The 24,451-nt window shown below is 60.1% G+C and carries 16 protein-coding genes; all 16 read right to left on the minus strand.

All coding sequences use genetic code 11. The features are described from left to right. Positions 1-526: 526 nt before the first annotated feature. The 16 genes from ACFQ36_RS03520 to nrdE all read right to left on the minus strand — a co-directional run bounded on the left by ACFQ36_RS03520 (position 527) and on the right by nrdE (position 24,447). On the minus strand, positions 527-2,536 hold the full coding sequence (locus ACFQ36_RS03520) for a zinc-ribbon domain-containing protein (protein WP_377010682.1): 2,010 nt from the start codon (positions 2,534-2,536) through the stop codon (positions 527-529). After that, positions 2,526-3,638: a TniB family NTP-binding protein gene (locus tag ACFQ36_RS03525; protein WP_377010684.1), complete on the minus strand. Its 1,113-nt coding sequence runs from the start codon at positions 3,636-3,638 to the stop codon at positions 2,526-2,528. Before ACFQ36_RS03525 ends, ACFQ36_RS03520 begins: the two co-directional genes overlap by 11 nt. A gap of 15 nt (positions 3,639-3,653) precedes the next feature. Further along, a complete protein-coding gene (locus ACFQ36_RS03530; protein ID WP_377010686.1) occupies positions 3,654-5,840 on the minus strand; it encodes a Mu transposase C-terminal domain-containing protein in 2,187 nt (728 codons plus the stop codon). Continuing rightward, positions 5,828-6,646: a TnsA-like heteromeric transposase endonuclease subunit gene (locus ACFQ36_RS03535; RefSeq protein ID WP_377010687.1), complete on the minus strand. Its 819-nt coding sequence runs from the start codon at positions 6,644-6,646 to the stop codon at positions 5,828-5,830. The genes ACFQ36_RS03530 and ACFQ36_RS03535 overlap by 13 nt, the downstream gene beginning before the upstream one ends. Before the next feature lie 265 nt (positions 6,647-6,911). After that, positions 6,912-7,364 carry a hypothetical protein gene (locus ACFQ36_RS03540; protein ID WP_377010689.1) on the minus strand — a complete coding sequence of 151 codons (453 nt, stop codon included), beginning with the start codon at positions 7,362-7,364 and terminating at the stop codon, positions 6,912-6,914. A gap of 73 nt (positions 7,365-7,437) precedes the next feature. After that, entirely contained in the window at positions 7,438-8,145 is a 708-nt protein-coding gene (locus ACFQ36_RS03545; protein WP_377010691.1) for a hypothetical protein, read from the minus strand. Positions 8,146-8,242: 97 nt separating this feature from the next. Further along, positions 8,243-8,542, minus strand: coding sequence for a hypothetical protein (locus tag ACFQ36_RS03550; protein ID WP_377010693.1), 300 nt, complete (start codon positions 8,540-8,542; stop codon positions 8,243-8,245). Then, positions 8,532-8,840: a hypothetical protein gene (locus ACFQ36_RS03555; protein WP_377010695.1), complete on the minus strand. Its 309-nt coding sequence runs from the start codon at positions 8,838-8,840 to the stop codon at positions 8,532-8,534. The genes ACFQ36_RS03550 and ACFQ36_RS03555 overlap by 11 nt, the downstream gene beginning before the upstream one ends. A gap of 519 nt (positions 8,841-9,359) precedes the next feature. Further along, positions 9,360-10,088: a M48 family metallopeptidase gene (locus tag ACFQ36_RS03560; RefSeq protein ID WP_377010697.1), complete on the minus strand. Its 729-nt coding sequence runs from the start codon at positions 10,086-10,088 to the stop codon at positions 9,360-9,362. Then, positions 10,075-13,173, minus strand: coding sequence for a type I restriction endonuclease subunit R (locus tag ACFQ36_RS03565; protein WP_377010699.1), 3,099 nt, complete (start codon positions 13,171-13,173; stop codon positions 10,075-10,077). The genes ACFQ36_RS03560 and ACFQ36_RS03565 overlap by 14 nt, the downstream gene beginning before the upstream one ends. Before the next feature lie 39 nt (positions 13,174-13,212). Beyond that, positions 13,213-14,325 carry a restriction endonuclease subunit S gene (locus ACFQ36_RS03570; RefSeq protein ID WP_377010701.1) on the minus strand — a complete coding sequence of 371 codons (1,113 nt, stop codon included), beginning with the start codon at positions 14,323-14,325 and terminating at the stop codon, positions 13,213-13,215. Next, on the minus strand, positions 14,325-16,763 hold the full coding sequence (locus ACFQ36_RS03575) for an N-6 DNA methylase (protein ID WP_377010703.1): 2,439 nt from the start codon (positions 16,761-16,763) through the stop codon (positions 14,325-14,327). The genes ACFQ36_RS03570 and ACFQ36_RS03575 overlap by 1 nt, the downstream gene beginning before the upstream one ends. Before the next feature lie 563 nt (positions 16,764-17,326). After that, a complete protein-coding gene (locus tag ACFQ36_RS03580) occupies positions 17,327-18,841 on the minus strand; it encodes a UvrD-helicase domain-containing protein (RefSeq protein ID WP_377010705.1) in 1,515 nt (504 codons plus the stop codon). Positions 18,842-18,885: 44 nt separating this feature from the next. Further along, positions 18,886-20,781 (minus strand): ATP-dependent endonuclease, encoded by a 1,896-nt coding sequence (locus ACFQ36_RS03585; protein WP_377010707.1) that lies wholly within the window; start codon positions 20,779-20,781, stop codon positions 18,886-18,888. 474 nt (positions 20,782-21,255) lie between these two features. Continuing rightward, complete coding sequence (nrdF, locus tag ACFQ36_RS03590; RefSeq protein WP_377010709.1) at positions 21,256-22,230, minus strand: class 1b ribonucleoside-diphosphate reductase subunit beta; 975 nt, start codon at positions 22,228-22,230, stop codon at positions 21,256-21,258. A 96-nt stretch (positions 22,231-22,326) separates the two neighbouring features. Further along, positions 22,327-24,447, minus strand: coding sequence for a class 1b ribonucleoside-diphosphate reductase subunit alpha (gene nrdE, locus ACFQ36_RS03595; RefSeq protein WP_377010724.1), 2,121 nt, complete (start codon positions 24,445-24,447; stop codon positions 22,327-22,329). Positions 24,448-24,451 lie beyond the last annotated feature (4 nt).

Here is a 24,451-nt window from a genome sequence, read left to right on the forward strand (position 1 = left end):
CTAGGCGGCCGTATATCCAGCCGGTGATCCTGCCCCATCTGCTCGAGGCGGCCCCCGGGACGGCATCCAGGCCGAGGCAACTCCCTGACCGGCGTCAGGCTCAAGTTAATCGGGATTGCGCCGCGTCGAGGGCGAGCTGGCTACTTCCATCACCCAAGTTCCGTGAACCCGTACCGCTCGTACAGCATCTTGCTCACTGCACTGGTGGCGTCAAGGTGCGCGGGCGTTCCATCCGCATCGCAGCGCTGGAACGCACGGCGAAGCAGCACTGACCCGCAGCCGTGGCCATGCTTAACAGCCTCCGACCTGAGCCTCCCACAAGCCGGTCCTTTAGCGCGACACTCCCCGCAGCTAGCCCGTCAGTTAATCCGTCGTGGATTTCCGGGCTCTCTGGATTTGCGTATACCCCGCGCGTAAAAAAGCCCGGCCGGGTGCCCCAACTGCTACAGTTGCTGCCTTGCTCAAGGCTTAGTCCTTGCTCAGAACGCATGACGGGACCGTGGCCCCTTCCGACGTGTCGCATAACTTATGGCTGTGGGTCGTTTTGCTTCTTCTTGCGCTTGTCCCAACCATTTCGTCCCTGGGTAAGCTTCAATTGCCCTTTGGATACACGGTCTTCTGGTGCGCATTCGGTACAGCCGCCGGATCGACGGCGCTGCGCCACTGTAGCCCGCTGGGTGTGGCCGAAACAGCATGTCCACCACCATGGGCGACGACCTCGGACTGTTTGAAACGGCTCCATTCCGTTCCGACTGCTGTTCCAATCCTTCACTAGGTCAGACTCCTTAGTGGCCACGTCGTTTACTCCCGGCAGAAGCAACCAGCCTGTGTCAACGGGGCAGGTCAACTTGCCTTGCCGGCATCGGTTACCAATGACTGCCTGAAATTCGTGTCCCTCCGGGCATTGCCACCACACGAGTAGATCGCTCCCGGGCCTGACCATGTCCGGAGTCAGCCCGGTGTTTTTCGTTGGATGCCACCAAGAGGCTATATCCGGCCGGCGCGTCGCCAAATTCTTGGCGCCAACTGTCAAAGTCCTGCCGTGGCAGGAGGTGCAGCGGCCTCTGGACTGCAGCATGTAGGCAGGCGACCGGATAAAGGAGTGCCCCTTTTTGCAACGCCAATGAACCTTTGTAACGGTGTCTCCCGATGTCACGTCCGTAGGCTTGAGATTCCCATTGGCCTCGCCATCCCAAAGTTCGGCGAGTTCCGAGTGGGTGGCTGCGAAACTGCGGAAGCGTACTGCTGCGCAATCCGGACACCCGGTGTGCTGAATTGTTCGGTTAGCAATGTATGCCTTGTAGTGGTGCCCCATGGCGCAGATCCAGCCGACCTTGCGGTTGGACCCCGGCGAGACTTTGAACGGGGTAAGCCCGTCGTTGGCGCTGTAGTCCCATTCGGTGACGAATCGGGGCATGACGTCACCCAGCGAACTTAGCCCGGCTACGACACGGGATCCGGTGCAGATAGTGCAATGGAAGTCTTCGTCCTCAAATCTACGTGCGTGTGCCCTCAGGCTCCGCTGGACGTGCCCGTTACTGCAGATCAAGAGACGTCGTCGGTCCCGGTCCCATGATGTCTGGAGAACGAAGCGGTCCTTCCACCACCGGCTATCATCCTGCCCTGCGGTCCGGAGGCAGTCCATGGACCTCCTGAACGGTTCCAGCGGATACCGAACCATCGACAGGTCCAGACCCGGATCCGGGATGATTACCGGATCAAATTTTTCGACCGCAGCCTCGCTAAGCAGGATAGTCCGGACCCAGACAGCTGTGGGTCTCAGAAGCAGCCATATTTGGTCACACAGCTCCGGGCCGGATCCGGGCACGCTGCGGTCCAGGACAGCAACAAGCCGGGAGTACCTCTCCGCAAACGTCACTGCCTCGTCCAGCACCGCGGCCTGCACTTCTGGTTCGGTAAGCAGTGTCAGGACGGCGGTGACGGTCGGAAGATTGCCGGGTCGCGGATAGCCGCAGTGTTCCTGACCGAGCGCAGAATCGACCCGGCGCACGACCTCATCGACCAGCGTGTCGGTGATTCGGCCGCAGGCAGCGAGTGCCTGATACAGCAGGTCCGCCTCGACCACATCCGGGCTGAGGTATTCCGACGAGTAGGGACCGTAAGGATGAGGGGCATACGTGGACGGGCGTTTTGGGGACGGGCCGACTGCTATCCACCGGCGGTGGATGCTGCAGGTGTAATTTCCACCCGTCCAGACGTATTCGACACAGGGTGCACCGGTGCAGTCCCTGCACATGTGCGAGGACATCGGCTGATTGCCCATTGGGGTGGTCAGGGTTCCCGTCGGCAAGCCGCACATTGCTTCGCAGATCTTGACCATCTGGTTGGTGGTCTGGCTAGATATGGCCCGCTTCCCGAGACGGCGTGCGGCCTCGGCGTAAGCCAGATGGCTGATGACGCCTTTGGTGGCTTTCAGCCGCTGTTCCAAGCGATTGGCGAAGCTGTAGACGGTCTCCCCCGGCCAGGCCTGGATCCGTAGCGGCGCCGGCAGAAGGCGGTGCGGGTCAGCCGGCATCGCGGACAAGTTTCTTTCGAGTCCTTGCACCCTTGAGCGGTGCCGGTGGATGGACGCCCGTGTCGTCCGTTTCCGCGGCATAATCGCGCACGGATTGTTCCAGCAGTTGCCGCGTAAGGGTTTCCCGGTCGGGCGCATCCTGGAGTATCAGGGTGGCGGCGGCATCGAACAGGACGGCCTTCAGTGTGCCAATGTTCCCGCCGGTGAATTCCCGCAGCCAATCAGCTTCGGACTGTATAGCGTCCGGGTCGGTGGTGTACAGCGGCAGGCTCTTGGCGAAGGCCTTCACGAGCTTTGCCCACGCGTTAGCCTGTTGTTCGGTAACTTGTTTGCCGGTGAAGTTGGCGACCCTGACGTTGAATACCCGCCGTCTCAGTTGAAGGCCTGGTTCTCCGAACAACAGGGCGGAACCCGTCAGATTTAGCCCGGAGTATACGATCGTGCCCTGGAAGTAGTTGGTTAGATCTTTCAGGTTGTTCACTGCAGGACGGGATGTGGATTCGGCGCCGCTGAGCATCTGGACTTCGTCCAATACGATCAGTCTGGTGCCAACGGCAGGCAGGACCTCTTGCAGCATGGAAGCCAGATCCGTCTCAGTGTCCGATTTCCTGAACGGCAGTGCGAGAAACCGGGCGATGCGCTGGAGGGTTCCCTTGACGGTACGGGTAGCCGGGATGGAGGCGTAAATGGCCGGTACCGCCCCGCCTTCGATGGCACCGGGGTTCTCCTTCTCGTACCTGCTTAGGTAGTACTGGATCAGTGCCAGGCAGGCGGTGGACTTGCCGGAAGACGCGGGGGCGGAAAGCATCACGCCGCGGCGTCCGATCAGCGATCCGCTGTTCATCATGTCGGCCTTTGTGAACTGCCGGACGAGGTCGTTGATGGTTTCGGTCGTGACGATCATTCCTCCGGCCATGTATTTGATGCGGGCTTCGTTGAATTCTCTCCGCTCGTTGGCTTTCATTGCCTCGTATACGTTCCGGTCCACCATCGTGAAGCGTTCGCGGCGACGTCCGAGTACCCGGTTTAGGGATTCCCACCTCGTCAGGGCCGTGTCGTCCTCGATGGGCTGGCGGGGTTGCTGGAGTATGCCCTCGGTCATCGCGTCCTGCTTTCGTCAGTCATCGGCATGATTGTCCGGATCGGGGCTGACCACAGCAGTCATCTCTGAGCCACTCACCTCGGACTCGGAACTGGTACCGGCGCTGTCTGTGTCCGGAGTGTCGTACTGTCTGGCATCCATGGCGTCGACCATGGCATCGGGATCGAACAGGTCGTACCCGTTGGTATCCTCCACACCAGGCGAGACTGATGAAGGGACCTCGGGTTCCACCACTTGTTTGGGATTTGGGCGGGCCATGCCCTGTTCGGCGGCGAGCTTCTCCGCGGCTTCCCGCTTCTCCGCGTCGCGATCCTCCTTTTCTGCCGCCGCGTAGGCCCCCTTCACAATTCGCCGCGAAAGGGCATGGCGTTCCCTGCTTGTAATCTGGTAACCGAGCTGTGCAAGGTTTTCGGCTGCTTCACGGATTGCCCTTGAGAACGGGGCGTCGAACGCCTCAGCGTTCACCCAGGGACACTCGATGTAGGCTCCGGCGTCCGGGAAGCATTCCAAGTCGGGGATGCGGACCCAAACCATTGCCGGGTTGTTGGGGTCGTAGTGGACTTCCCACAGGTCCCCGAGCAGTGCGTTCCCCGACGGCTTGCCGCGGTAAGGGTTCAGGGCCGGGGTGTCGTACCGCCGGTGACTCATCTGGAAGCCCATGCGGCCGATCTTGTGGTCTTCAACCGGCAACAGGCTGATGTACGTATCTGGGGAGATGGGGGCGTACAGGCACCCGGTACGGTAGGTCAGGGCCTCATACATGGTATTCGGGCTGTACCGGCGGCCCGGGTGTTCCGGGTTGCGCAACGCGCTGGTCTCCAGGTTTTGCCACACGTGGCGCACCCACAGGTCCAGGACATAGGCCAGCGTGTGAATGCTGATGTGATCGATGTTCTTACCGCGGTTGTCCGGGTTACCGCCGGTGAAGCCCGGCAGATAGCGACAGAACAAGTCCTTGATTGTACGGTGGGACCGTTCCACGATGGCCTTGTCGGTGCCCGTTCCGGGGGCCGCGTTGGTGACATCGATGCAGAACTGGTGGCATGCGGCCAGGAAGGCATTCGATTGGTAATCCGGCCCGAGGTCAGTGACGATGCGCCGGATCATGATTATGGGTCGGCCGGTATCCTTGCCCTCGAGGTCGGCTTCGATATGTGCCTCGGCCCACGGCAACCTGCGGAGCTCGTTTAGGTTGTATGGCAGGTCCGGTCCGGGGCGCAGATCGGGAATCGACAGTGCCTTGGCCAGCAGATACGCCAGATCGACGCCTTTGACGCTCTTCGTGACCATAATCGCGAGGATGCTGTGGGTTCCCTTGCAGATAAACGTGGTCAGAATGGGGCGGAAAGGTTCGCCGTCGTCGCCAAGTACTTCGACGTCCAGTGTTGTCGAATCGACCTGCACTTCCTCTCCGGGAGCGAAGGCGGGCCGTCCTTCCATATAACGTTTGGGGGCTCCCTCGTTCGTGCGGCGGTTGTTCGCACTTTCCTTGGTATATCGGCCGTCCGTCAGGAGGTCGAACTTGCGGCGGAGCGTGGAGGGAGATGGCAGCCGGTCAGCCTCGTCCGGGTACTGGCCGATCCAGTCGCCGCTGACGTCTGCGATGAGCTGCTCGGTTGTGGCCGTTGAGTCATCCTTCGCCGCAGCTACCCGCTGGGCCATCATCCTGTACAGCCGGGCGTCGATTTTGGCGAACGGATCGCGGATACGGATAGAGCGGCCGTCCACCAGACCCGTGGACTTCTGCTTCTTCAGCTTGCCGACCAGCTTCTTCAGGTTCGACCGGGAGGTGCCGCGCATTTGAAGCGGGGTTAGTTCTGCTGCTTTCCGGTCGAGTCGCTGATCCTGGGTCGTGGACGCCGGGTCGTATTCGGGCCGGTACGTCAGTTCGTCGTGCGGCTTACCGTACGCCACCTCCTCGACCTGGCGGGTGAGAAAGTTCTTCCACCACTTCTGCAGCGGCCCCAACCTGGCATCAGCGGTCCGGATGTCGACGACATGGTCCAGCGGAATATCGGACAGTCCAATACGGCGCATGACCGCGGAGTACGTCATGGTCAGGGTCTGACCGGTCAGCGTGTTGAAGAGGGCCAGGTTAGAGCCCTGGCGGCCTTCAATCATGTAGTCCACGCCGTCCAGGGTGACAGGCCGCGCCGGGTCCAGTTCAAGCGGGTTGTCCTGCATCGCCGTCAGGCTTTCCAAACCAAGGTGCCGTCGTCCAAGGGCAGTGCACTGTCATAGCCAAGGACGCCGGTGAACATGAGGTGGTAAACAGCTGGCAGATGCCGCCATTCAAGATCCGGGTCCAGTTTGCGCGCCAAAGCCACCAGCCCAATGGGAGCCGAGGCCGCGTCCAGGATCCGCACCTCCAGTTCCGGGTCCGGTACGGCGTACCAATGCCGGTAGCCGGCGAGCCAGACCAGGTTGCGTTCCTCGTGCAAGCGCAGGGGCTCGATAACGGTGTAACCCCAGCCGAGCTGCTCACAGACATGCGCGGTCCGGTTGAACTTGACGACGTCGCGCAGGCCGGTCGATTGCATGTCGTGAACGTCAATGATGATGGTGTCCCCAACCGTGGTCTTCACCGCATAATCCGGGTAATGAGCCATTTCGCCGCGGAACAGGAAACAGCACGGCTGCGAGGCGACTGAGGCTACCGACATTGTGTGTTCGATCTGCATCAGCGCCACGTATTCGGCCATGGATTCATACCAGACCTGCTGTCTGGTCTGCCCCACCACGTAAAGACCCTCGTGGTACGTGCGGTGCAGATACTTGCTGCCGATACGGATGGGTACGGCACGGGTGATGTCACCAGTAAACGGGGTGCCATCCACAACGTGCACCTCTCCGTCACCTTCCGATTTGGGATAGCGCCACCGGACCTCCTCCAGACCGTCCTTGATACTGGCGCCTGCATAGGGGTGCGTCGATTTCGCCCGGTTCCTGCCCGAATATGGGAAAAGTCGGGCAGCTACGGGTACCTGTTCTTGATCGATATGGCTCATGGGGTCCTACTTGTTGTTGACAGTGGCACGACGTCTACCACCAGGCATGACGACATGCTCCCGTTCGACTTCCGCGGTGATCCAGTACGCGAAGGCAAGGGATCTACCAGCTTTATGCGGGTCCCAGTCACCCGCAGACATCGGGACCTGAGCCCCTGCATCCAGTTCCTGTTTGAGTCCGTGAGGACATGGGCGGATTCGCAAACGGCCGGTGGCCGACCGGCCAGAACCGCAGGCCTCTGACCGACCACACATTCAGTGCTCTTCACGTCTCCCACCGATCCTCTTCGGCCAGGTCGATGACCCACTGGGGTGTTCTCCGGCCAAGGCGGGAGTCGGTGGTGCATCTCAAACGGGCAGCAGCGATCCTGATCCGTCGCCGCTGTGCAGCCTCCGCGGACCGTTTTCCTTCGAGTCTGCGGAGGCTCTCCTTCAGGCGCTTCGCATTCGCCGGGCCGGACACAAGGTATTCCGAAGCATCCCCCGCGTCCTGTTTCCTGCCGTGTCCGGCGCGGGCCAGCAGGGCCTCGATCACGGCGTCGTCCTCAACCATGAAGGGTTCCTCCCCCACCCCGAGATCATCGGCTCGGTTGGCGACGTACTGGAAGAAGCGCTGGTCAGGTCCCGTGCGCTTCCAGTCCTGAGCAATCAGCGCCAGGAGCAGGTCGATGCGCTTCCTGTCACGCTCCGGAAGCCCCTCGAACGGATTATCTGTCATCCCTGCTCCTTTCCGTGCGCCGGCCTGGCCGCCGCTACTCGTCCTGCCTGCCCCCGGGCAGGACGAGTGTCTTCTAGTCGAATGCGCCCTGGATGTAGGCCCGGATGGCGTCCCGGACCGGTTCCGTGCCGGCAACGGCCAGCACATCAATCGGCCTGCCTCCGAGACGCGGATTGTGGCCCTGCAGCCACAGCCAGGCCGCATCCGGTGTGAACGCCTCCAGAAGCCCCCGGCAGAAGGCGTCCAGGTCGTCCTGGCCCGGCCCCCGGCCGCCCAGCTCGGACCTGATGCGCGCGGACAGGCCCGTGGCCGTCAGGCGCGGGAGGCCGCCAGCCTCCTCCGGCCCGGGCGGCTGATCCTGTTCTCCGGGGCGATCTCCATTCAGCGGCGCCGGTTCGGCCGGTGCGTCCTGCCAGGAGGTGATGGCTTCGACGAGGGCGGCGGTGTCGCCGGCATCGGCGGCTAGGACGATCCGGCCGATCAGCCAGGCCTGGTCGGCCGGTGGCAGCCGGTCGATCCACGGCAGCCTCACGCGGATTGCCTCGGCAGCCCCGGCCAGGTGAGCGGTCAGCTCCTGTGCAAGCTGCTCGGCCGGAACCCGCCCTGACCGGGCCGTCCGTTCCCTCCGGGCCGCTGCCAGCCGGTCGAAGAGCTGCCGGCGCTCGGCGGCCTCGGCCTCAGCAGCGGCCTGCTCCGATTCACGCCAGTACCCGTAGACCTCCCCGATCCGGTTCAGCTGCGCCGGGGTCGGCCGGCGTCCGCCCTTCCACCACCCGGCCATCTCGTCGACACCGGCACCGATCAGCCGGGCGTGTCCTCCACGCCAAGATTGTCTCGGAGCACCTTGAGCATGAACCCCGTCGCGTCGTAGCTCACCGTTAGTCCTCCAACGGCCTCATCGAGAGCCAGATGTCCATGTCCTCGGGAATCGCCAAAGGGTTCAGGTCGTGGATGTCTCCAACGGCTACGCGGATCCCAGGAGCGATTCCGTGGATAGCGTCCTGCAGCCAGTCTCTGGTCTTGGCACTGACAGTGCGACCCTCACCGACCCGGACGATCAGGTAAAGGTCGGGTTTCTCTTCAACGTCCGCCAGTGCGGGGTCTACCCGCCAGACCGCGTCACAGGCGACACTCCGCGCGGCCTGCAGAATCCTCGAAAGCTGTTCCTCAGTGACCATCGCCGGCTTTCAGCTCCTCTATGGAAACGATGGGTGTGGTGGTGCGGCGGGTCAGCGTCCGGCCGTCCTGAATCAGGTCCAGCAGGTAGTCGCCCCTGCAACCGACGACCAGGTGGATGACTTGGATCAGGGGTATCGGTTCCCCGTCCCGGCGCAGGGCGCTGACCGGGAAGTCTCCCTCTTCGTCGGGCACACCCGGGAATTCCTGCTTGAGCCGGGTAACCGTGCGGTCAGGAGACGTCAGGTCGACCAGGTACGCAGTGCCCGACGCCGTACGGATCAGGTAACTGCCAGTCATGGAATCGATCAGTTCCTGCACTACGGCCACCACCCAGCTGTCGGGGCCCGCCGGGAGGCCTGCAGCAAGGCCCCGGGTCTGCCGAGGAGCTCGAAGCTGCTGCAGCCCGGACAGGTGCGCAGGCTGGCCAGCCACTCGGGTGAGGCGTAACCGGTGCACAGTGGAAGCTCCTCGAAAGCACGCTGACTAAGTCCGCTCCAATGTGGGCGTCTGGGCTTGGCGCAAATTGCCGAAGGTGCTACGCTAAGGAGCAGGCACGGCGCCACTCTGTTGTTGTGCCCGCGAAACGGCATGAGGGAACCCATGAGCCGACGCTAGCAGCAACACCTTGGCACGACAAGGGCACAGCTCCTACACGGAATCAGTTGTCACGGCTCAGAACCGGTGGACTCAACCCGGCATGCCCTGCTCATCAAGAGTTTTGGTAGTCACCCACTGGACTCGCATACGTCTTGCCCTGCCTGAAACGTCTCTAATGGGTGCGTGGCCACCACCAGTTGCGGGTAACGGTTTTAGCCGCTATCTCTCAGGCCATTCCTCGGCACGCAGGGGCGCTGAATTCAGTTCGTCGCGTCGTGCGCGCCAGTCAGGCAGGAACCCATCCATCAGGCTAATGAATCGGTCGTTGTGATGCCGTTCAAGCAGGTGGGTCATTTCGTGGACCACGATGTACTCGAGGCACTTCGGGTCCTTCTTGGCCAGCTCGGGGTTGAACCAGATGTGGGCGGATTCGCGGTTGCAGCTGCCCCATTTGGTTTTCATCCGCCGGATCGTCCACTTGGACACCTCCCGGCCGATGACAGGCCCCCACCTGTCTATGAGGCGGGGTATCTCGCCCCTCAGCGCTGCGCGATACCACCTGTCCAAGGCCTCCTGACGGTCCTCGACGGTGCTCTCGGCAGGCGAATGCATGGTCATCCGGGTGCCGCAGATCCCGATACGGATGTGCCCAGACTCGTTGATTACGCGAAGTCGGTAGCGTCGGCCCCAGAAGTAGTGGGACTCGCCTGTGACCATCTTCCTCTCGGTCTGACGAGTAGACTTGCGCAACTGGTCCCGCTGTTTCCTGATCCAGGGCAGACGTTGTACGACCGCAAGGCGGACCGCGTCGTCATCAAGGCGTACCGGGGCGGCAACGCGCACGCGGCCCAAAGGCGGATAAACGCCGATGTGGAGGTTCTTGATGTTCTTGTAGACGACGTCCACATCGATGTCGGCCACGCGCATGTACGCATTAACGGTATTCATCCCGTGCCTTGATCAGATTGAAGAGTTGGTCGAAGCGCTCAAACCCTACCGGTAGGACGGCGCGCAGGGCGTTAGCGACCATCCTCTCCTTCACCTTGTTGCCAACCCAGTTATGCGGTTTGCTGGTCCGGATCACGGCATCAACTCGTTGTGGGGTTTCCGGCTCATCCCATTCGAAGTCAATGAGAGCCTGCTGCGCCCCGTTTTGAGCCCAGTCAGGGTACTTGGTGTCGGATTCCTTGGTGCCGACTTTCTGAGCATGGGCAATCAGCTGTTCCAGATATTCCCTGTAGTCGAGGGCGCCCTGACGGCGTTGCTCGATAATGGCTTCCAGGAGCGCCGACATGGCCTCGTAGTACTTCGGGTTCATCGCCTGTTCGTCAACGATGACTTTACGGATGTTGTTCACGATCGTTTCGGCCATGGCCTCCGGATCTTTCCTGATACCTGTTGGCAGTTTGTCGAGGGCGCCGGCACCTTCCCTGACGATGAGTTGCACGAGGCCGACGTTCTGGAAGTCGGCGACCGTTTCCGAGGCGCCGGCCTGGATGTAGGTGTCGAGGAGGAACCGCATCCCGGCCTCGTACTGCTTGAAGTCAACGTTTTCCCCGGCCCCAAGCTTCACCTCGTCACGCACGGCCGTGTAATGGGCGACTTCCTTGGCGATCGAGCCGGCTTCGCCGTCGTTGTATCCGGCCTGGGCCATGTCATTGGCCACCGCCGCATAGGCACGGGTCAGGGCGGCGACCGACTTGTAGAGTTCGACGCGCCTAGTCTCGTTGGCCTTAATCTGCGCGGCGTTGCCTGCCTCCGTGGCGCAGAAGTAATGCTGGTACTGCAGCGTGCCTTTGGGCGGCTCGACCGGTTCGCAGAGGAGCCGGATGTGCTCCAGGGCTTCGTCCAGGTCTTCGCGGGCCTGTGCGACGCGGTCCTTGAGCAGGCCGGCGACGTCGTCCTTCTCATACCCGTCCAAGGCACCGGAGGTGTAGTCCGTGATAGCGTCCTCGAGCGAGTTGAACAGGTCCTGGTAATCGACGATATAGCCGTAGGCCTTGTCATCCCCGTCGAGACGGTTGACGCGGCAGATGGCCTGAAATAGCCCGTGGTCGCGCATCTTCTTGTCGATGTACAGGTAGGTCGCCGAGGGTGCGTCGAAGCCCGTCAGGAGCTTGTCCACCACGATGAGCAGGCGCATCTGGCCCGGCTCCTTGATGAACTTTTCCTTGACGTCCTTTTCGAACTGCTCGACCTTGCCCATGGCCTGGTCGGCCGGTTCATCGAAATGGTCGGCGAGCATCTGCCGGTAGATTTCGTACTGGCGCAGCTTTTCCGTGGCGCCGTGTCCGGAGTCTTCCTTGGCGATGTCACCGGCCTGCGGCTGGTAGCTGGTGACGATGGCGCACTTGCCCTTGAATCCGGCCTGGACGAACATCTCATAGAACTTGCAGGCCTGATAGATGCTCGAGCCGACGAGCATGGCGTTGCCGCGTGCGTCCATCAGCCGCGGCTTGGTCTCCATGTCCAGCAGGATGTCATTGACGATCTGTCGCGCCCGGGGCTCGGAGCTGACGACTTTCTGCATTGTGCCCCAGCGCCTCTTCAGTTCGGCCTTGGACAGGTCGGTCATGCCCTTGGTCTTGGCTTCAAACCACTGGTCCACCTTCCCCGGCGAGGTCAGGTCCTGGTCGATGTTGCGCGCTTCGTACCGTAGGTCCAGCACCACGCCGTCCTCGACCGCCTCATCGAACTTGTAGGTGTGGATGAAGCTGCCGAAGGTCTCCATGCTGGTGGCCTTGTCCGCCTTCAGCAGCGGCGTGCCGGTGAAGCCGATGAACATCGCGCCGGGCAGCAGCTGCTTCATGGCCCGGTGCATCTTGCCCGACTGCGTACGGTGGGCCTCGTCGACGAAGACAAAGAGATTGCCTTTCGGAGTGAAGCCGGCGGGGATCTTGGCGTTCAGCTCCTTGATGAAGTCCTCTGCCGCCTCGTCCCGGGTCCGGTCGTCGTCGCCGCCGCGGAACTTGTGCACCAAGGAACAGACCAGCCAGGGCTCCTCGTCGTTCAGGACGCCGATCAGATCGACTCCGGACGTGGTGCGGTAGATCTGCTCGCTGACGCCGTTGAAGACACCTTCAATCTGCTCGTCCAATTCGGTGCGGTCGGTGATGATCAGCACCCGGGCCTGGTTGGCGCCCTGTGTCTGGTGTTCGCGGATCCACTTGGCCAGCCAGACCATGGTCAGGGACTTGCCCGAGCCCTGGGTGTGCCAGATGATGCCGCCCTCTCGCCGGGCGATGCGCTTCTGGGCGGCCTTGACCCCGAAGTACTGGTTGTGCCGGCAGGTCTTCTTCACTCCCGCGTCGAAGACCATGAAGTCGTGAATCAGTTCGAGGAAGCGATCCTTGGCGCACATCTGGGTTAGGGCCCGGTCCAGCGGCTCCTCGATGTCTGAGGGCTCTTTCCACGCCAGCCAGTATTTCTCCGGGGTATCGATGACGCCGTAACGCAGGCCCTCCACGTCGTTGCCAGCGAAAAGGAGCTGGACGGTTGAGAAGAACGGACGGATGAAGTCCTGCTTCTGGTTGCCGATGTGCTGGCGGATGCCTTCAGAAACATTGACCTTGGAGCGCTTGAGCTCGATGACGCCAAGGGCCAGGCCGTTGACATAGAGGACAATGTCCGGCCGCTTGGTGTGCTCGCCCTTAATGGTCACTTCCTCGGCCACGACAAAGTGGTTGGCCTCGGGGTTCTGCCAATCAATCAGCCAAACCGTCCGAGTGTTCTCGCCGACACCGGGCTTGACCTTCACCCCGTAGCGCAGCAGGTTGTAGACATCCCGGTTAGCTTCATACAGCTTGCGGCCGCCGCCGAGCGAAGCGTCCTTCCGGAGCTGATCAATGGCCTTGCTGATCAGGTTGTCGTCATAGCCCCGGGCCCGGAGATTCTGCTCCAGCAGCGCCGTCTCGATATGAGAGTTGCCTTCGCGATACTCCCAGTTGCCGGCGTACCCGTAGCCAAGCTGCTCCCGGAACAGTTCGACGACCCGGTCCTGCGTTTTCCGTTCAACCTGCCCAACAACGTTCATGATTCATATCCCCCAAAACAGTATTTTGCGTGCTCGGCTTCAGGCCGCGCTCTCCGCTGACTGCAAACGTGTATGGCCTGTGAGTAACTCTTGCATCATTCCGTGCTTCAGATCTCGAGCCTTCGAGAGCCGCTGGTGGAGCGCATCGATTTCCCGGTCACAGGTAACAAGCACGTTGGAAATGGCTTCCTGCTCAGCCAGTTCTGACGGCAAGTCGATTTCAATTCTGACAAGCTCTCCGCGGGTCAGCTTCGAGCGGGTTCCACTCGAAATAAACGGTGTAATATCCTTCCGCTCCAAAGCGTAGAACAAGTAAGCTGTGTCTCCCCCAGGCGCTGCTTTCAATACATGGGCATGATTATTGACCCAAATTTTACCTTGCATGCGGTAGGCAATGGGCTTGGAATTGAACTGTTCGAAGTTGCCGCCATCTTCGGCGAGCAAGACTACGTCGTCGTCAATCATGTAATCGTCTATATAATCCAGGACGCCGTTGGCTCCGCAGTATGGGTATGGCCCGCTCCTGCTGATGCGTTGCTCCGCACTTAAAGGGACCCTTAGGTTATCGAGAATCGACGCAGCTTCACCCAATGTAGCCGTTCGCCACGGCGCCCCGAAACCCGGCAACCGTGTCTTGCCTGTCAGCAGCTGCTGCATCATGCCCTGCTTGACAGCCTGCTTCTTGTTGATCGAGCGTCTCAACACCGTAATTAACCGATCCACGTCAGCCAATGCCGCAGCTATGGCCTGCTGTTCCTCGAGTCTGTGTGGGATTGCCACAGACAGCTCGTGAAGATCATTCCGGTTAACTCCAGGGACGCCGCTCTTGCCACTATGCGAGGCAAAATCTACCCTCTGAAGCATGTAGTAAATAAAGCGAGGGTCGTTCCCGTGGAAGTTGGAAACGTACAACGTCGTGTTTAGTGGCCAAAAGTCCACTTCGGAATAGAACACTTTACCGATGGTCCCGTATCGACCAGTTACGACTCCAGGCCCAGCAACCATGGCGACGTTATGCCAGTCAGTCGTGCCGGACGATGAGATGATCGGAACTTGTCCAGCGACTCTAAGCCGTCCTGGAAGGTCAAATCCGCGTTGAAGCGTCGCAATGTTGCCCAACCTTGAAACAGTCCAGCCTGTCGTTGCTTCCACTATGACGTAATCCCCATTGCTGCCAGATGCTTCACAACCATCGAGTTGAGTATGTCAAGCTCAACTTCAAGGCCTCCGACCGTCTCGTCATACCGTTCGCCTAGTTCCTTGATACGCCTCACTAGGCCGTGGGTAAGCTTCTGAACCTCCGCTGAGATGGCCGAAAGGATTGCAGTCTGCCACTTGTCGTCGAGCACCAGAGCTTTGACATCGTCCTCGCTGAGCTTGCCGTACTGAGCTCGTGTCAGAGTGTCGAGGTTCGCTTGCTTGTCCTTGACCAACTTCTTCGCGAGCGTTTCGGCGTTGTAAAGACTGATGAGGTGCTCGAGTGCTTTGATTTCCTCTTGTTCAGCTCCTTCACGCTTGGCATCACGCAGGCGGGTGGAGGCAAGAGTCTTGGAAATCTTGTCGTCATCCATGGCAGCAGCCAGCAGCCCGTCCTCGACGGCGTGCTCCTCGATGTATTCCTCGAGCTGTCGTGTGAATTCTTCGGTGGAAGTGGTTAGTTGTTCAAGGTGCTCCCGCTCAGCGGCGAAGTATCGGGCAACGATTAGGGCCGGCGGGATGAGATCCATCTTGTACTTGGCGGCACCGCGGCCCGAACCGACTACAAGGTCCGGAGTTTCGCTGATCTTGCGGTCTTTGTCCTCGATGGTCCTGCGGGGCTTGGCGGCGTCCAGCCAGCCCTCGTTCATAATCAGGAAGACATCGTCGTGCATTGTGGAATGCCAGTAGGTCATGAGCTGTTCGTAGACGTCGTATTCGTCCAACAGCGGCGTGTCCCTGAATCGGGCCAGCAGGTCATCAGCCAAGGCGGCGATCAGTTCATTCGGCCTCGTGTCCGGGCCTATGGATTCGAACTTGAGGCGGTGTGCGGAGTACCAATCCGCGACCTGAGCCTGGGCCTTCGTTGCAAAGGTGGTGAAATCGGCAGAATCAAGGATGGCCTGCTGGACATCAGTAATGTCGACCGTGAGCTCGCTGTAGCCGTCCCGGCCGGTTCCGCGGAACAGTTCCTTGCGCAGGATGGGGAAGGCATCCCAGCTGGCATTCAGGGCATCAATGTCGCGGTCCGGAATGCCGCCGTGCAGGTGGGCGTAGAGATCCTGGATGTCCTCGGGCTCAGAGGAGTCAATGTATCGCGGGATGTTTAAGTTGAAATCGTTAGAGCTGCTGCTGATCTCGCTGAGTGGCACCATCCGCGAGTACCGGTCAACCTCGATCTGCTTGGTGAAGACGTCCACGATCTTGTGCATGTCCTGGGAGCGCAGGCGGTTCTTGTTGCCGTCCTTGATGAAGCCCTTTGAGGCGTCGATCATGAAGACTCCGGCGCGGCTCTGGGCATTCTCCTTGTCGAGCACAATGATGCAGGCCGGGATGCCGGTGCCGTAGAAGAGGTTGGCCGGAAGCCCGATGATGCCCTTGATGAAGCCACGCTTGAGTAACCGTTTGCGGATGTCGGCTTCCTTGTTGCCGCGGAACAGCACTCCGTGCGGCAGGATCACGGCGCCCTTGCCGGTGCTCTTCAGAGACTTGAGGATGTGTAGCAGGAAGGCGTAGTCACCGTTCTTTTCCGGTGGCATGCCGTACTCGAATCGGCCGTATTCCTGCTCAAGTCCGTTGCTCCAGGACTTGGTGGAAAAAGGCGGATTGGCCACCACGAAGTCGAAGGTGTCGAGCTGGTCTCTTGTGGTGAACTGGGGGCTGGTGATCGTGTCACCTTTGCGAATGTCTCGGTCCGCATAGCTGTGGAGGATCATATTCATTTGTGCCAAGGCCCAGGTGGCGTTGTCTTTTTCCTGGCCGTAGATCGTGAGTCCCTGGGCAGCTTCATCTGCCACTTTAAGGAGCAGGGACCCGGAGCCACAGGTAGGGTCGTACACGGTAGTCGACCGGGGTGCGTTCGGGGGGATCCCGATCAGCTTGGCCATGACCCGGGAGACCTCGGCCGGTGTATAGAACTGGCCCTTGGACTTGCCGGATTCGGTGGCAAAGTGGCGCATCAGGTACTCGTAGGCATCACCAAGGAGGTCGTCGCCCTCGGCCCGGGATCCGCGGAAATCCAGGTTCTGAAAGATGGAGACAAGCCTGCCAAGCCGGTCGACCATCTCCTTGCCCTTGCCGAGCTTTTCCTCGTCGTTGAAGCTGGCCTGATCGATAACGTTGACCAGGCCATTGGCCTCTGCCAGCTTGCCGATGATCTTGTCGATCTCGTCGCCGATATTCGGTTTGCCCCGCAACGCGAGCATGTCGTCGAAGGACCCACCGTCCGGGACGTCGATCAGGGAGTCCGGGTCAGTCTTCGCCTTGTCCGAGACGTACTTCACGAACAGCAATGTGAGGATGTAGTCCTTGTACTGGCTGGCGTCCATGCCGCCGCGCAGCTCGTCACAGCTCTTCCAAAGAGAGCTGTACAGGTCCGATTTCTTCAAGGCCACTACGAAGTCACCACCTTTGCGGTCTCTGCGCCTGCTGCCGGGCTGCAGGTGTCGAGGGGCGACGGATGTGACCTGACCATGAAGTACTCCTCTGCCCGGTTAAGGGCGCCTTTGTGCTTGCTTCCAACAGTACTTCTAGGAGCGGACTGGACGGGGTAGGCTGGGCTGCCCGGCTCAGTTTGGTTTTGGAACAGTCGCGAGATGCGCCGTAACAGGCGCCAAACTGCCTACACACACAATTCTTCGTTTTGGCAGATGCAATCAGGTGCACGTTGCGTTCCTGAAAGAAGCCGCGGGTGACTTCCTCGACAGCAAGCGCCTCTTTGCTCGGTACGTTCCGCCCCCGAAGAAGGCTCTCCTCCGCCAGTCGGAAACTGGTCCAACGCATACCCCAGTGCTCGCTCGTCAACCCCCCTACGGCCGATACCTTGTAACCTGATCCTCCGGACGCACGTACCGGTTCTGCCGGCCCCGAACCGGGTTGGACTCGCTGTGTCCTTCAGGTACGTGGAGCGGAGGCATGCACTGCGCAGGAAGTCGGGAGGGCCGGCGGAGTTCGCGGGCTAAACAGCGGTCGTCAAGAGTCGAGCTCGCGTGGCCGCGACGTAGAGTTTGCGGTGATCTGCATCGTCCGAGCGCAAACCCTGGGCAAATTGGCTTAGCTCGGAGTCTGTAAGACGTACTCCTACGACGTCCCACTCGCGGCCCTTCGCCTGATGAATAGTCATGCCCGGAATCAGGCGGCAGGTCGCAAGTAGGCGGTTACCAAGGCTTCTCAACCGTTTTCCATAGCTCCAGTGATAGCGGGGAAATTCCCGTAAACTCTCTCGCTCAACTGCCTCGATGAGAGCATTATAGGACTGCTCCAGCAGTGGTGGAGTGGTGGCGTCAGCTAGCAAACGAAGAACCCTAGCAAGTTCTTCCTCCATACGTCTAGGATCGGCCATGCGCGTGATACCCAGAGTCGCTAACGCATCCGCTATGAAAACTGCAGGTGTATCAAACCGCGCAACGGTTAGAGCGTTGAGCAATAGTGTCGAAGCAGCTTCAACCGTATTTCCCTTAGGGGATTGGAAAGCCAGAGGGAGTATTTGCGGACTGCATTCCCACAAGTCCTTCCATTGACTAGCCAAGACGACATCGAGCCTTGAGTGGGACAATGCCCCTCGGGCCAATTCCACCCCTTCCCCTGCTCTGAGGGCTGTCGCAATTTCCAGCTGCTCCGAGGTTTGCCAGCGGAATGAAGTAGACAAAGAATAGGAGTGAACATCGCCTGTGCGAATAAATTCTTCGACCAAGTCCGGGCGGGCACCCCGAAAGCCGTAAAGTGCCTGCCACGGATCACCGACCATTGTGATGTCAACGCCTGCATCTGCAGCGAGTTTGATGACTTGCAGATCCAGCGCATTCGCATCAAATACTTCGTCCACGATCAATGCTCTGATGGTCGCGCCAAACCTGTGCCTTACGGCTTCAGCGATACTGGGCTGGACCAGCGCTCCCGCGAGCACTGTTCTGATGTCGTCATGTGTACAGATACCTCGGTTGATTAGCGAGCGGAACGCCTCAGGCGGGGCGCTGTTCTTTTTTTGCGAAGCAAACGAGTGTCGTATGACTACCGTGCTGTCCAGCACGTCAAGACTATTGACTCCCCTTGTGAATACGTTCGGAGTGATAACTTGCCACGAATCATGCACTTCCAACTGAGTGTGGCCGCTTGGCCATTGTATGAGATTGGTCTCCAGGAGATGCGCGACGGCAGCATATATGAGCGTATCTAGGGTGACCACACGATGGGGCCAGGCAGTGGCCCGTGGCCCCCAGTGCCGTCGGATCCTACTCTGCAGTTCCCATGTAGCAGCGCGTGTGAAGCTTGCGGCTACTACAGCCCTGCCATCGGTTCGCGCGTCTCTTTCAGAAAGCGACCCATAGCGCAAAAACCCGAACCGCTGAGAAGCTACAGTGGTCTTGCCAGAACCAGGGAAAGCTTCGATGAAACGCCGTGCTCTCTGACTAACTGCCGCCAGGCATTGCTCGTTCGTCAAGGAAGCCCAGTGAGAATCGTTGCTAACGCCCATGCTGACTCCAGCACACGTCTCGAGAACCCCATCTCCGGCTTCTGTTAGTCATGTACAAGGGCAGAGGACTCAGCAGGGTAGAGAAAGGCGAAAAGCTGTTCAATATGTGCCGGAACCGATACGGGCCGGCCAGACAGCCGTGCATCTAACACTTGTTCAGCAAAGGCCAGTGCAAACTCGCCTTTCCTCCTGGCCCCTGCACCTGCGGTCAACGCCGGCCTGTCTTTAGATTCCTTTCGTGCCCCTCGAAATATGGCATGAACACTTTCTGGATCAACCTTCTGGGGAACATCCAACCCAACGTCTTGTAGGGCTGCCTCGACCAAAGATTCATTTCCAAGGGTCAAAGCAGGCTCAAGCGTTGGATGGCTATGGAAAACAGCCACCGTCTCCGCGTCGTGGTCCCCTAACCAGCTCGGATCTTGAGGGATCGATGCGAAGTCCTTGTCGCTGTCAGAGAGAATCCCCACCCGGGTGCAGATTTCGTAGCCCTTTGTCGCCAACAGCTGCACTGGCCATTGACCGACCCGCGTCCCCATGGAGACGATGCTCACGGCATCGACAAACGATTTTTTGCTTGGATCCTCGCCCGCCCACACCCAGCCAAGTTCCCTAAGAACAGCCGACTCAGTAACGCCTTCAACGAGGATCAGCCGGTCCGCGAATAGCGAAGAAGAACGGTTCGCATCCAGATGCAGCCTAGCTTTCCGAAGTACCTTGTCACGATCTGGAATCGGAATCTTTGAGAGCGACCGAGCGACACGTTTACCACTTGGCAGTTTCCGCAGTACGACCAATTCTTCGGGCCTAGCGGAAGTGATCACGTCTGTAGCGTGACTTGTGAGAATAACTTGAAGTTCGGGGCGGTTATAGACCTGTCGTCTCAGGTGGCGTACGAGCGAATGTTGGAGCTGCGGGTGAAGATGGGCCTCAGGCTCCTCGAGGACTACTGTCGTGTGAAAAGGGCCCCCGGAAAAGAACGAGTCTTGTTCTGACTCAGATTCTGCATGTGCTTGTGCCAGTGCAACTTTCGCTGCAGCAATCTCCTCATCCGCATTTCCTTCGTCACGGGATGGCACAGAGCCAATGGGATAGTTCCCCTCCTCTTCACCGACGTCACCGCTGTCGTTGGGCAACTTGGCTAGAGATGGATCCGGAATGGCAGCCAAGGTAACGGCGATATGCAAAAGATTGACATATCCCAATCCGGATACTTCGAGCGGAAGAGCGTGGGGTCGGCCTTCAAGCACCGCGAGCATCAGTTCAAGCACACGTGCGAGGTAAGCATCATCAACGACTTGGCTGCGAACATACGGCCACTGACGAGCGACACCTGCTGAAAGCTGGCCCAAATGATCACTGATTCGATCTTCGACCGCCTGGATCAAGCCATCCTTCGTCAGACTGTCCAAGAACGACCAAGCTCGCTTTCTGAGTCCGCTGAGGTTACGACTCCCGTCAATGCGTTCCTGCTGCGCTCTTAGGAGCTCAACAAGTATGCGCGCTTCACGTCGAGCCAATTCGTCAAGCGGATTCCGCCACGCCGGAAGATAAACCAAACGGAATGCCTCGTCACCGAGGGGCCCGCTGCTCTCTCGGCTGGAACGGATCCTCCCCAGATTTCTGGTGAGACTACGCGTCCAACTTACGGCTGATTGTCCAGGACCCCGGCCGCCGGAATCAAACTGCATTTGGTGCCCCAAAGGACTCTCCGATGCACTTTGCTCCTCGTACTGGTACTCGACATAAATCGATCTGTCACCCATACCAAGTCCCGCGGCACTAAAGGCCTGCAGTTGCGGGAAGCGCTCTTGATGACCCAGATAAAGCGCATCAGCAACCGTTGTCTTGCCCGTCCCATTGGCGCCCACGAGAATACTGAAACGCCCCGGAAGCTGAACGGAAATCTCATGCTCTGCGCTGGACCGCAATCCGTTCACGGCGACCCTACTCAAATACACCTTGTTCCCTCCGAGAATGTCTTCGTTTCGTAGGCGCCAAAAGTGGTTCGGGCCGCAGCCCACCCAGTTCTCTGCGTATCTAGCAGAAGCTGGTAGGCGGCCAGACGACAGTAACTTCCGCTCACCGCCGACTCCACCGGCCAACGCCTTCTATCCGGCGAACTACCGGCTAGCCAGCGGCTTCACACGGGCCACCGAGTTGGAACACTCTCAACTACCCTTGCCATGTCTTCCAAGTAGGGTTCGTTTCTCCCAACCAAGCCGGCATCTCACAACAAGCCGCCAACTAGACCAGTCTTCGCCCAATACTTAGTCTCATTCCGCCAACTAGTCCGCGAACCGCCAAGTAGCCTCAGTCCTCACAGGCAACTTAAGGACCAAAGGACCAAGCAAGTCGGCTCAGGACCAAATTACTTGCCAAAAGGACCAAGTAGGTTGCCGATCTACAAGAGGCTAGAAATCCCAGTCCTCATCCTCCGTGTTCACGGCCTTGCCAATCACGTACGAGGAACCGGACCCGGAGAAGAAGTCGTGGTTCTCGTCCGCGTTCGGGCTCAGGGCGGACAGGATCGCCGGGTTTACATCCGTCACCGAGGACGGGAACATCGCCTCGTAGCCCAGGTTCATCAGGGCCTTGTTGGCGTTGTAGTGCAGGAACTTCTTCACGTCCTCGGCCAGGCCCACGGCGTCGTAGAGGTCATGGGTATACTGCACCTCGTTCTCGTACAGCTCGTAGAGCAGCTCGAAGGTGTAGTCCTTGAGTTCCTGGCGCTTCTCCTCGGAGACCTGCTCCAGGCCCTTCTGGAACTTGTAGCCGATGTAGTAGCCGTGCACGGCCTCATCCCGGATGATCAGCCGGATCAGGTCCGCGGTGTTGGTCAGCTTGGCCCGGGAGGACCAGTACATCGGCAGGTAGAAGCCGGAGTAGAAGAGGAAGGACTCCAGCAGCGTGGAGGCCACCTTCTTCTTCAGCGCGTCATCGCCGTAGTAGTAGTCCATGATGATCTGCGCCTTCTTCTGCAGGTTCACGTTCTCGGTGGACCATCGGAAGGCCTCGTCGATCTCCTTCGTGGAGCAGAGCGTGGAGAAAATCGAGGAATAGCTCTTGGCGTGCACGGACTCCATGAACGCGATGTTCGTGTACACCGCCTCCTCGTGCGGGGTGAGCGCATCCGGGATCAGGCTGACGGCGCCGACGGTGCCCTGGACGGTGTCCAGCAGGGTCAGGCCGGTGAACACCCGCATGGTCAGCTGCTGCTCGGCCGGGGTCAGGGTGTGCCAGGACTGCACGTCATTGGACAGCGGCACCTTCTCCGGCAGCCAGAAGTTATTGACCAGCCGGTTCCAGACCTCCACGTCCTTCTCGTCCTGGATCCGGTTCCAGTTGATGGCCTCGACGTGGTGGAGGAGCTTGACCTTCTCCGTCATTTCAAATCCTCGGGTTTCTCTATCGCTTCGGTAAGTCTGTCAGGGGTACGACGGCGGCACGCGGCGGGCGCCGTCGCACTTTTTAGTTGCCTGCGGCTACAACATGCAGCTGACGCAACCCTCCACCTCGGTCCCCTCCAGCGCAAGCTGGCGCAGGCGGATGTAGTAGATGGTCTTGATGCCCTTCTTCCACGCGTAGATCTGCGCCTTGTTGATGTCGCGGGTGGTGGCAGTGTCCTTGAAGAACAGAGTCAGGGACAGGCCCTGGTCCACGTGCTGGGTGGCCGCGGCGTAGGTGTCGATGACCTTCTCGTAGCCGAGCTCGTATGCGTCCTGGTAGTACTCCAGGTTGTCATTGGTCAGGTACGGCGCCGGGTAGTAGACGCGGCCGATCTTACCTTCCTTGCGGATCTCGATCTTCGAGGCCACCGGGTGGATGGACGAGGTCGAGTTGTTGATGTAGGAGATCGAGCCGGTCGGCGGCACCGCCTGCAGGTTCTGGTTGTAGATGCCGAACTCCATCACGGAGTCCTTCAGGGCTTCCCAGTCCGCCCGGGTGGGCACGTGGATGTCCTTGAAGAGCTCCTTGACCTTCTCGGTCTGCGGCAGCCAGTCCCGGGTCGTGTACTTGTCGAAGAACTCGCCGCTGGCGTACTTGGACTCCTCGAAGCCGCCGAACCTCTCCCCCGTCTCCTTCGCGATCGCGTTGGAGGCGCGCAGGCAGTGGTAGAGCACCGTGGCGAAGTAGATGTTGGTGAAGTCCAGGCCCTCTTCGGAGCCGTAGTGGACCCGCTCGCGGGCCAGGTAGCCGTGCAGGTTCATCTGGCCCAGGCCGATGGCGTGGGACTGCGAGTTGCCCAGGGCCACGGACGGCACCGAGTTGATCTGGGACATGTCCGAGACCGCGCTCAGCGCGCGGATGGCCGTCTCGATGGAGGCGCCGAAGTCCGGGGAGTCCATGGTCTTGGCGATGTTCATCGAGCCGAGGTTGCAGGAAATGTCCTTGCCGACCTCGGCGTAGGTCAGGTCCTCGTTGTACTCGGACGGAGTGGACACCTGCAGGATCTCCGAGCACAGGTTGCTCATGGTGATCTTGCCCTTGATCGGGTTGGCCCGGTTCACCGTGTCCTCGAACATGATGTACGGGTAGCCGGACTCGAACTGGATCTCGGCCAGGGTCTGGAAGAACTCGCGGGCGTTGATCTTGGTCTTCTTGATCCGTGCGTCGTCCACCATCTCGTAGTACTTCTCGGTGACCGAGACATCGGAGAAGGGCATGCCGTAGACGCGCTCGACGTCGTACGGGGAGAACAGGTACATGTCCTCGTTGCGCTTGGCCAGCTCGAAGGTGATGTCCGGGATCACCACGCCCAGGGACAGGGTCTTGATCCGGATTTTTTCGTCCGCGTTCTCGCGCTTGGTGTCCAGGAAACGGTAGATGTCCGGGTGGTGGGCGTGGAGGTAGACCGCGCCGGCGCCCTGCCGGGCACCGAGCTGGTTGGCGTAGGAGAAGGAGTCCTCAAGCAGCTTCATCACGGGGATGACGCCGGAGGACTGGTTCTCGATCTGCTTGATTGGGGCGCCGTGCTCGCGGATGTTGGTCAGCGACAGGGCGACGCCGCCGCCGCGCTTGGACAGCTGCAGGGCGGAGTTGATGCCGCGGGCGATGGACTCCATGTTGTCCTCGATGCGCAGCAGGAAGCAGGAGACCAGCTCGCCGCGCTGCTTCTTGCCGGCGTTCAGGAACGTGGGGGTGGCCGGCTGGAAGCGGCCCTCGATGATCTCGTCCACCAGGCGGGTGGCCAGTTCCTCGTCGCCGCGGGCCAGGTGCAGGGCCACCATGCAGACGCGGTCCTCGTAGCGCTCCAGGTAGCGCTTGCCGTCGAAGGTCTTCAGCGTGTAGGAGGTGTAGAACTTGAACGCGCCGAGGAAGGTCTCGAAGCGGAACTTCTTCTTGTAGGCGCGGTTGAACAGGTCGCGGATGAAGTTCATCGTGTACTGGTCAAGCGTCTCGCGCTCGTAGTAGTCGTTCTTGACCAGGTAGTCCAGCTTCTCGTCCAGGTCATGGAAGAAGACAGTGTTGGTGTTGACGTGCTCCAGGAAGTACTGGCGCGCCGCCCACCGGTCCGCCTCGAACTGGATCTTGCCGTCCGGTCCGTAGAGGTTCAGCATCGCGTTGAGCTCGTGGTAGCCGAGCCCCTTGTAGGCGGCCGGCAGCTCC

It is taken from the genome of Arthrobacter sp. GCM10027362 (genome assembly GCF_042679445.1).
Taxonomy (GTDB): domain Bacteria; phylum Actinomycetota; class Actinomycetes; order Actinomycetales; family Micrococcaceae; genus Crystallibacter.

What these genes read in the sequence shown, in the direction of transcription:
- ACFQ36_RS03520 (WP_377010682.1), bottom strand. Translation starts at nt 2,536, where the DNA reads ATGCCGGCTGACCCGCACCGCCTTCTGCCGGCGCCGCTACGGATCCAG.
- ACFQ36_RS03525 (WP_377010684.1), bottom strand. Translation starts at nt 3,638, where the DNA reads ATGACCGAGGGCATACTCCAGCAACCCCGCCAGCCCATCGAGGACGAC.
- ACFQ36_RS03535 (WP_377010687.1), bottom strand. Translation starts at nt 6,646, where the DNA reads ATGAGCCATATCGATCAAGAACAGGTACCCGTAGCTGCCCGACTTTTC.
- ACFQ36_RS03540 (WP_377010689.1), bottom strand. Translation starts at nt 7,364, where the DNA reads ATGACAGATAATCCGTTCGAGGGGCTTCCGGAGCGTGACAGGAAGCGC.
- ACFQ36_RS03545 (WP_377010691.1), bottom strand. Translation starts at nt 8,145, where the DNA reads ATGGCCGGGTGGTGGAAGGGCGGACGCCGGCCGACCCCGGCGCAGCTG.
- ACFQ36_RS03550 (WP_377010693.1), bottom strand. Translation starts at nt 8,542, where the DNA reads ATGGTCACTGAGGAACAGCTTTCGAGGATTCTGCAGGCCGCGCGGAGT.
- ACFQ36_RS03555 (WP_377010695.1), bottom strand. Translation starts at nt 8,840, where the DNA reads ATGACTGGCAGTTACCTGATCCGTACGGCGTCGGGCACTGCGTACCTG.
- ACFQ36_RS03560 (WP_377010697.1), bottom strand. Translation starts at nt 10,088, where the DNA reads ATGAATACCGTTAATGCGTACATGCGCGTGGCCGACATCGATGTGGAC.
- ACFQ36_RS03565 (WP_377010699.1), bottom strand. Translation starts at nt 13,173, where the DNA reads ATGAACGTTGTTGGGCAGGTTGAACGGAAAACGCAGGACCGGGTCGTC.
- ACFQ36_RS03580 (WP_377010705.1), bottom strand. Translation starts at nt 18,841, where the DNA reads ATGGGCGTTAGCAACGATTCTCACTGGGCTTCCTTGACGAACGAGCAA.
- nrdF (WP_377010709.1), bottom strand. Translation starts at nt 22,230, where the DNA reads ATGACGGAGAAGGTCAAGCTCCTCCACCACGTCGAGGCCATCAACTGG.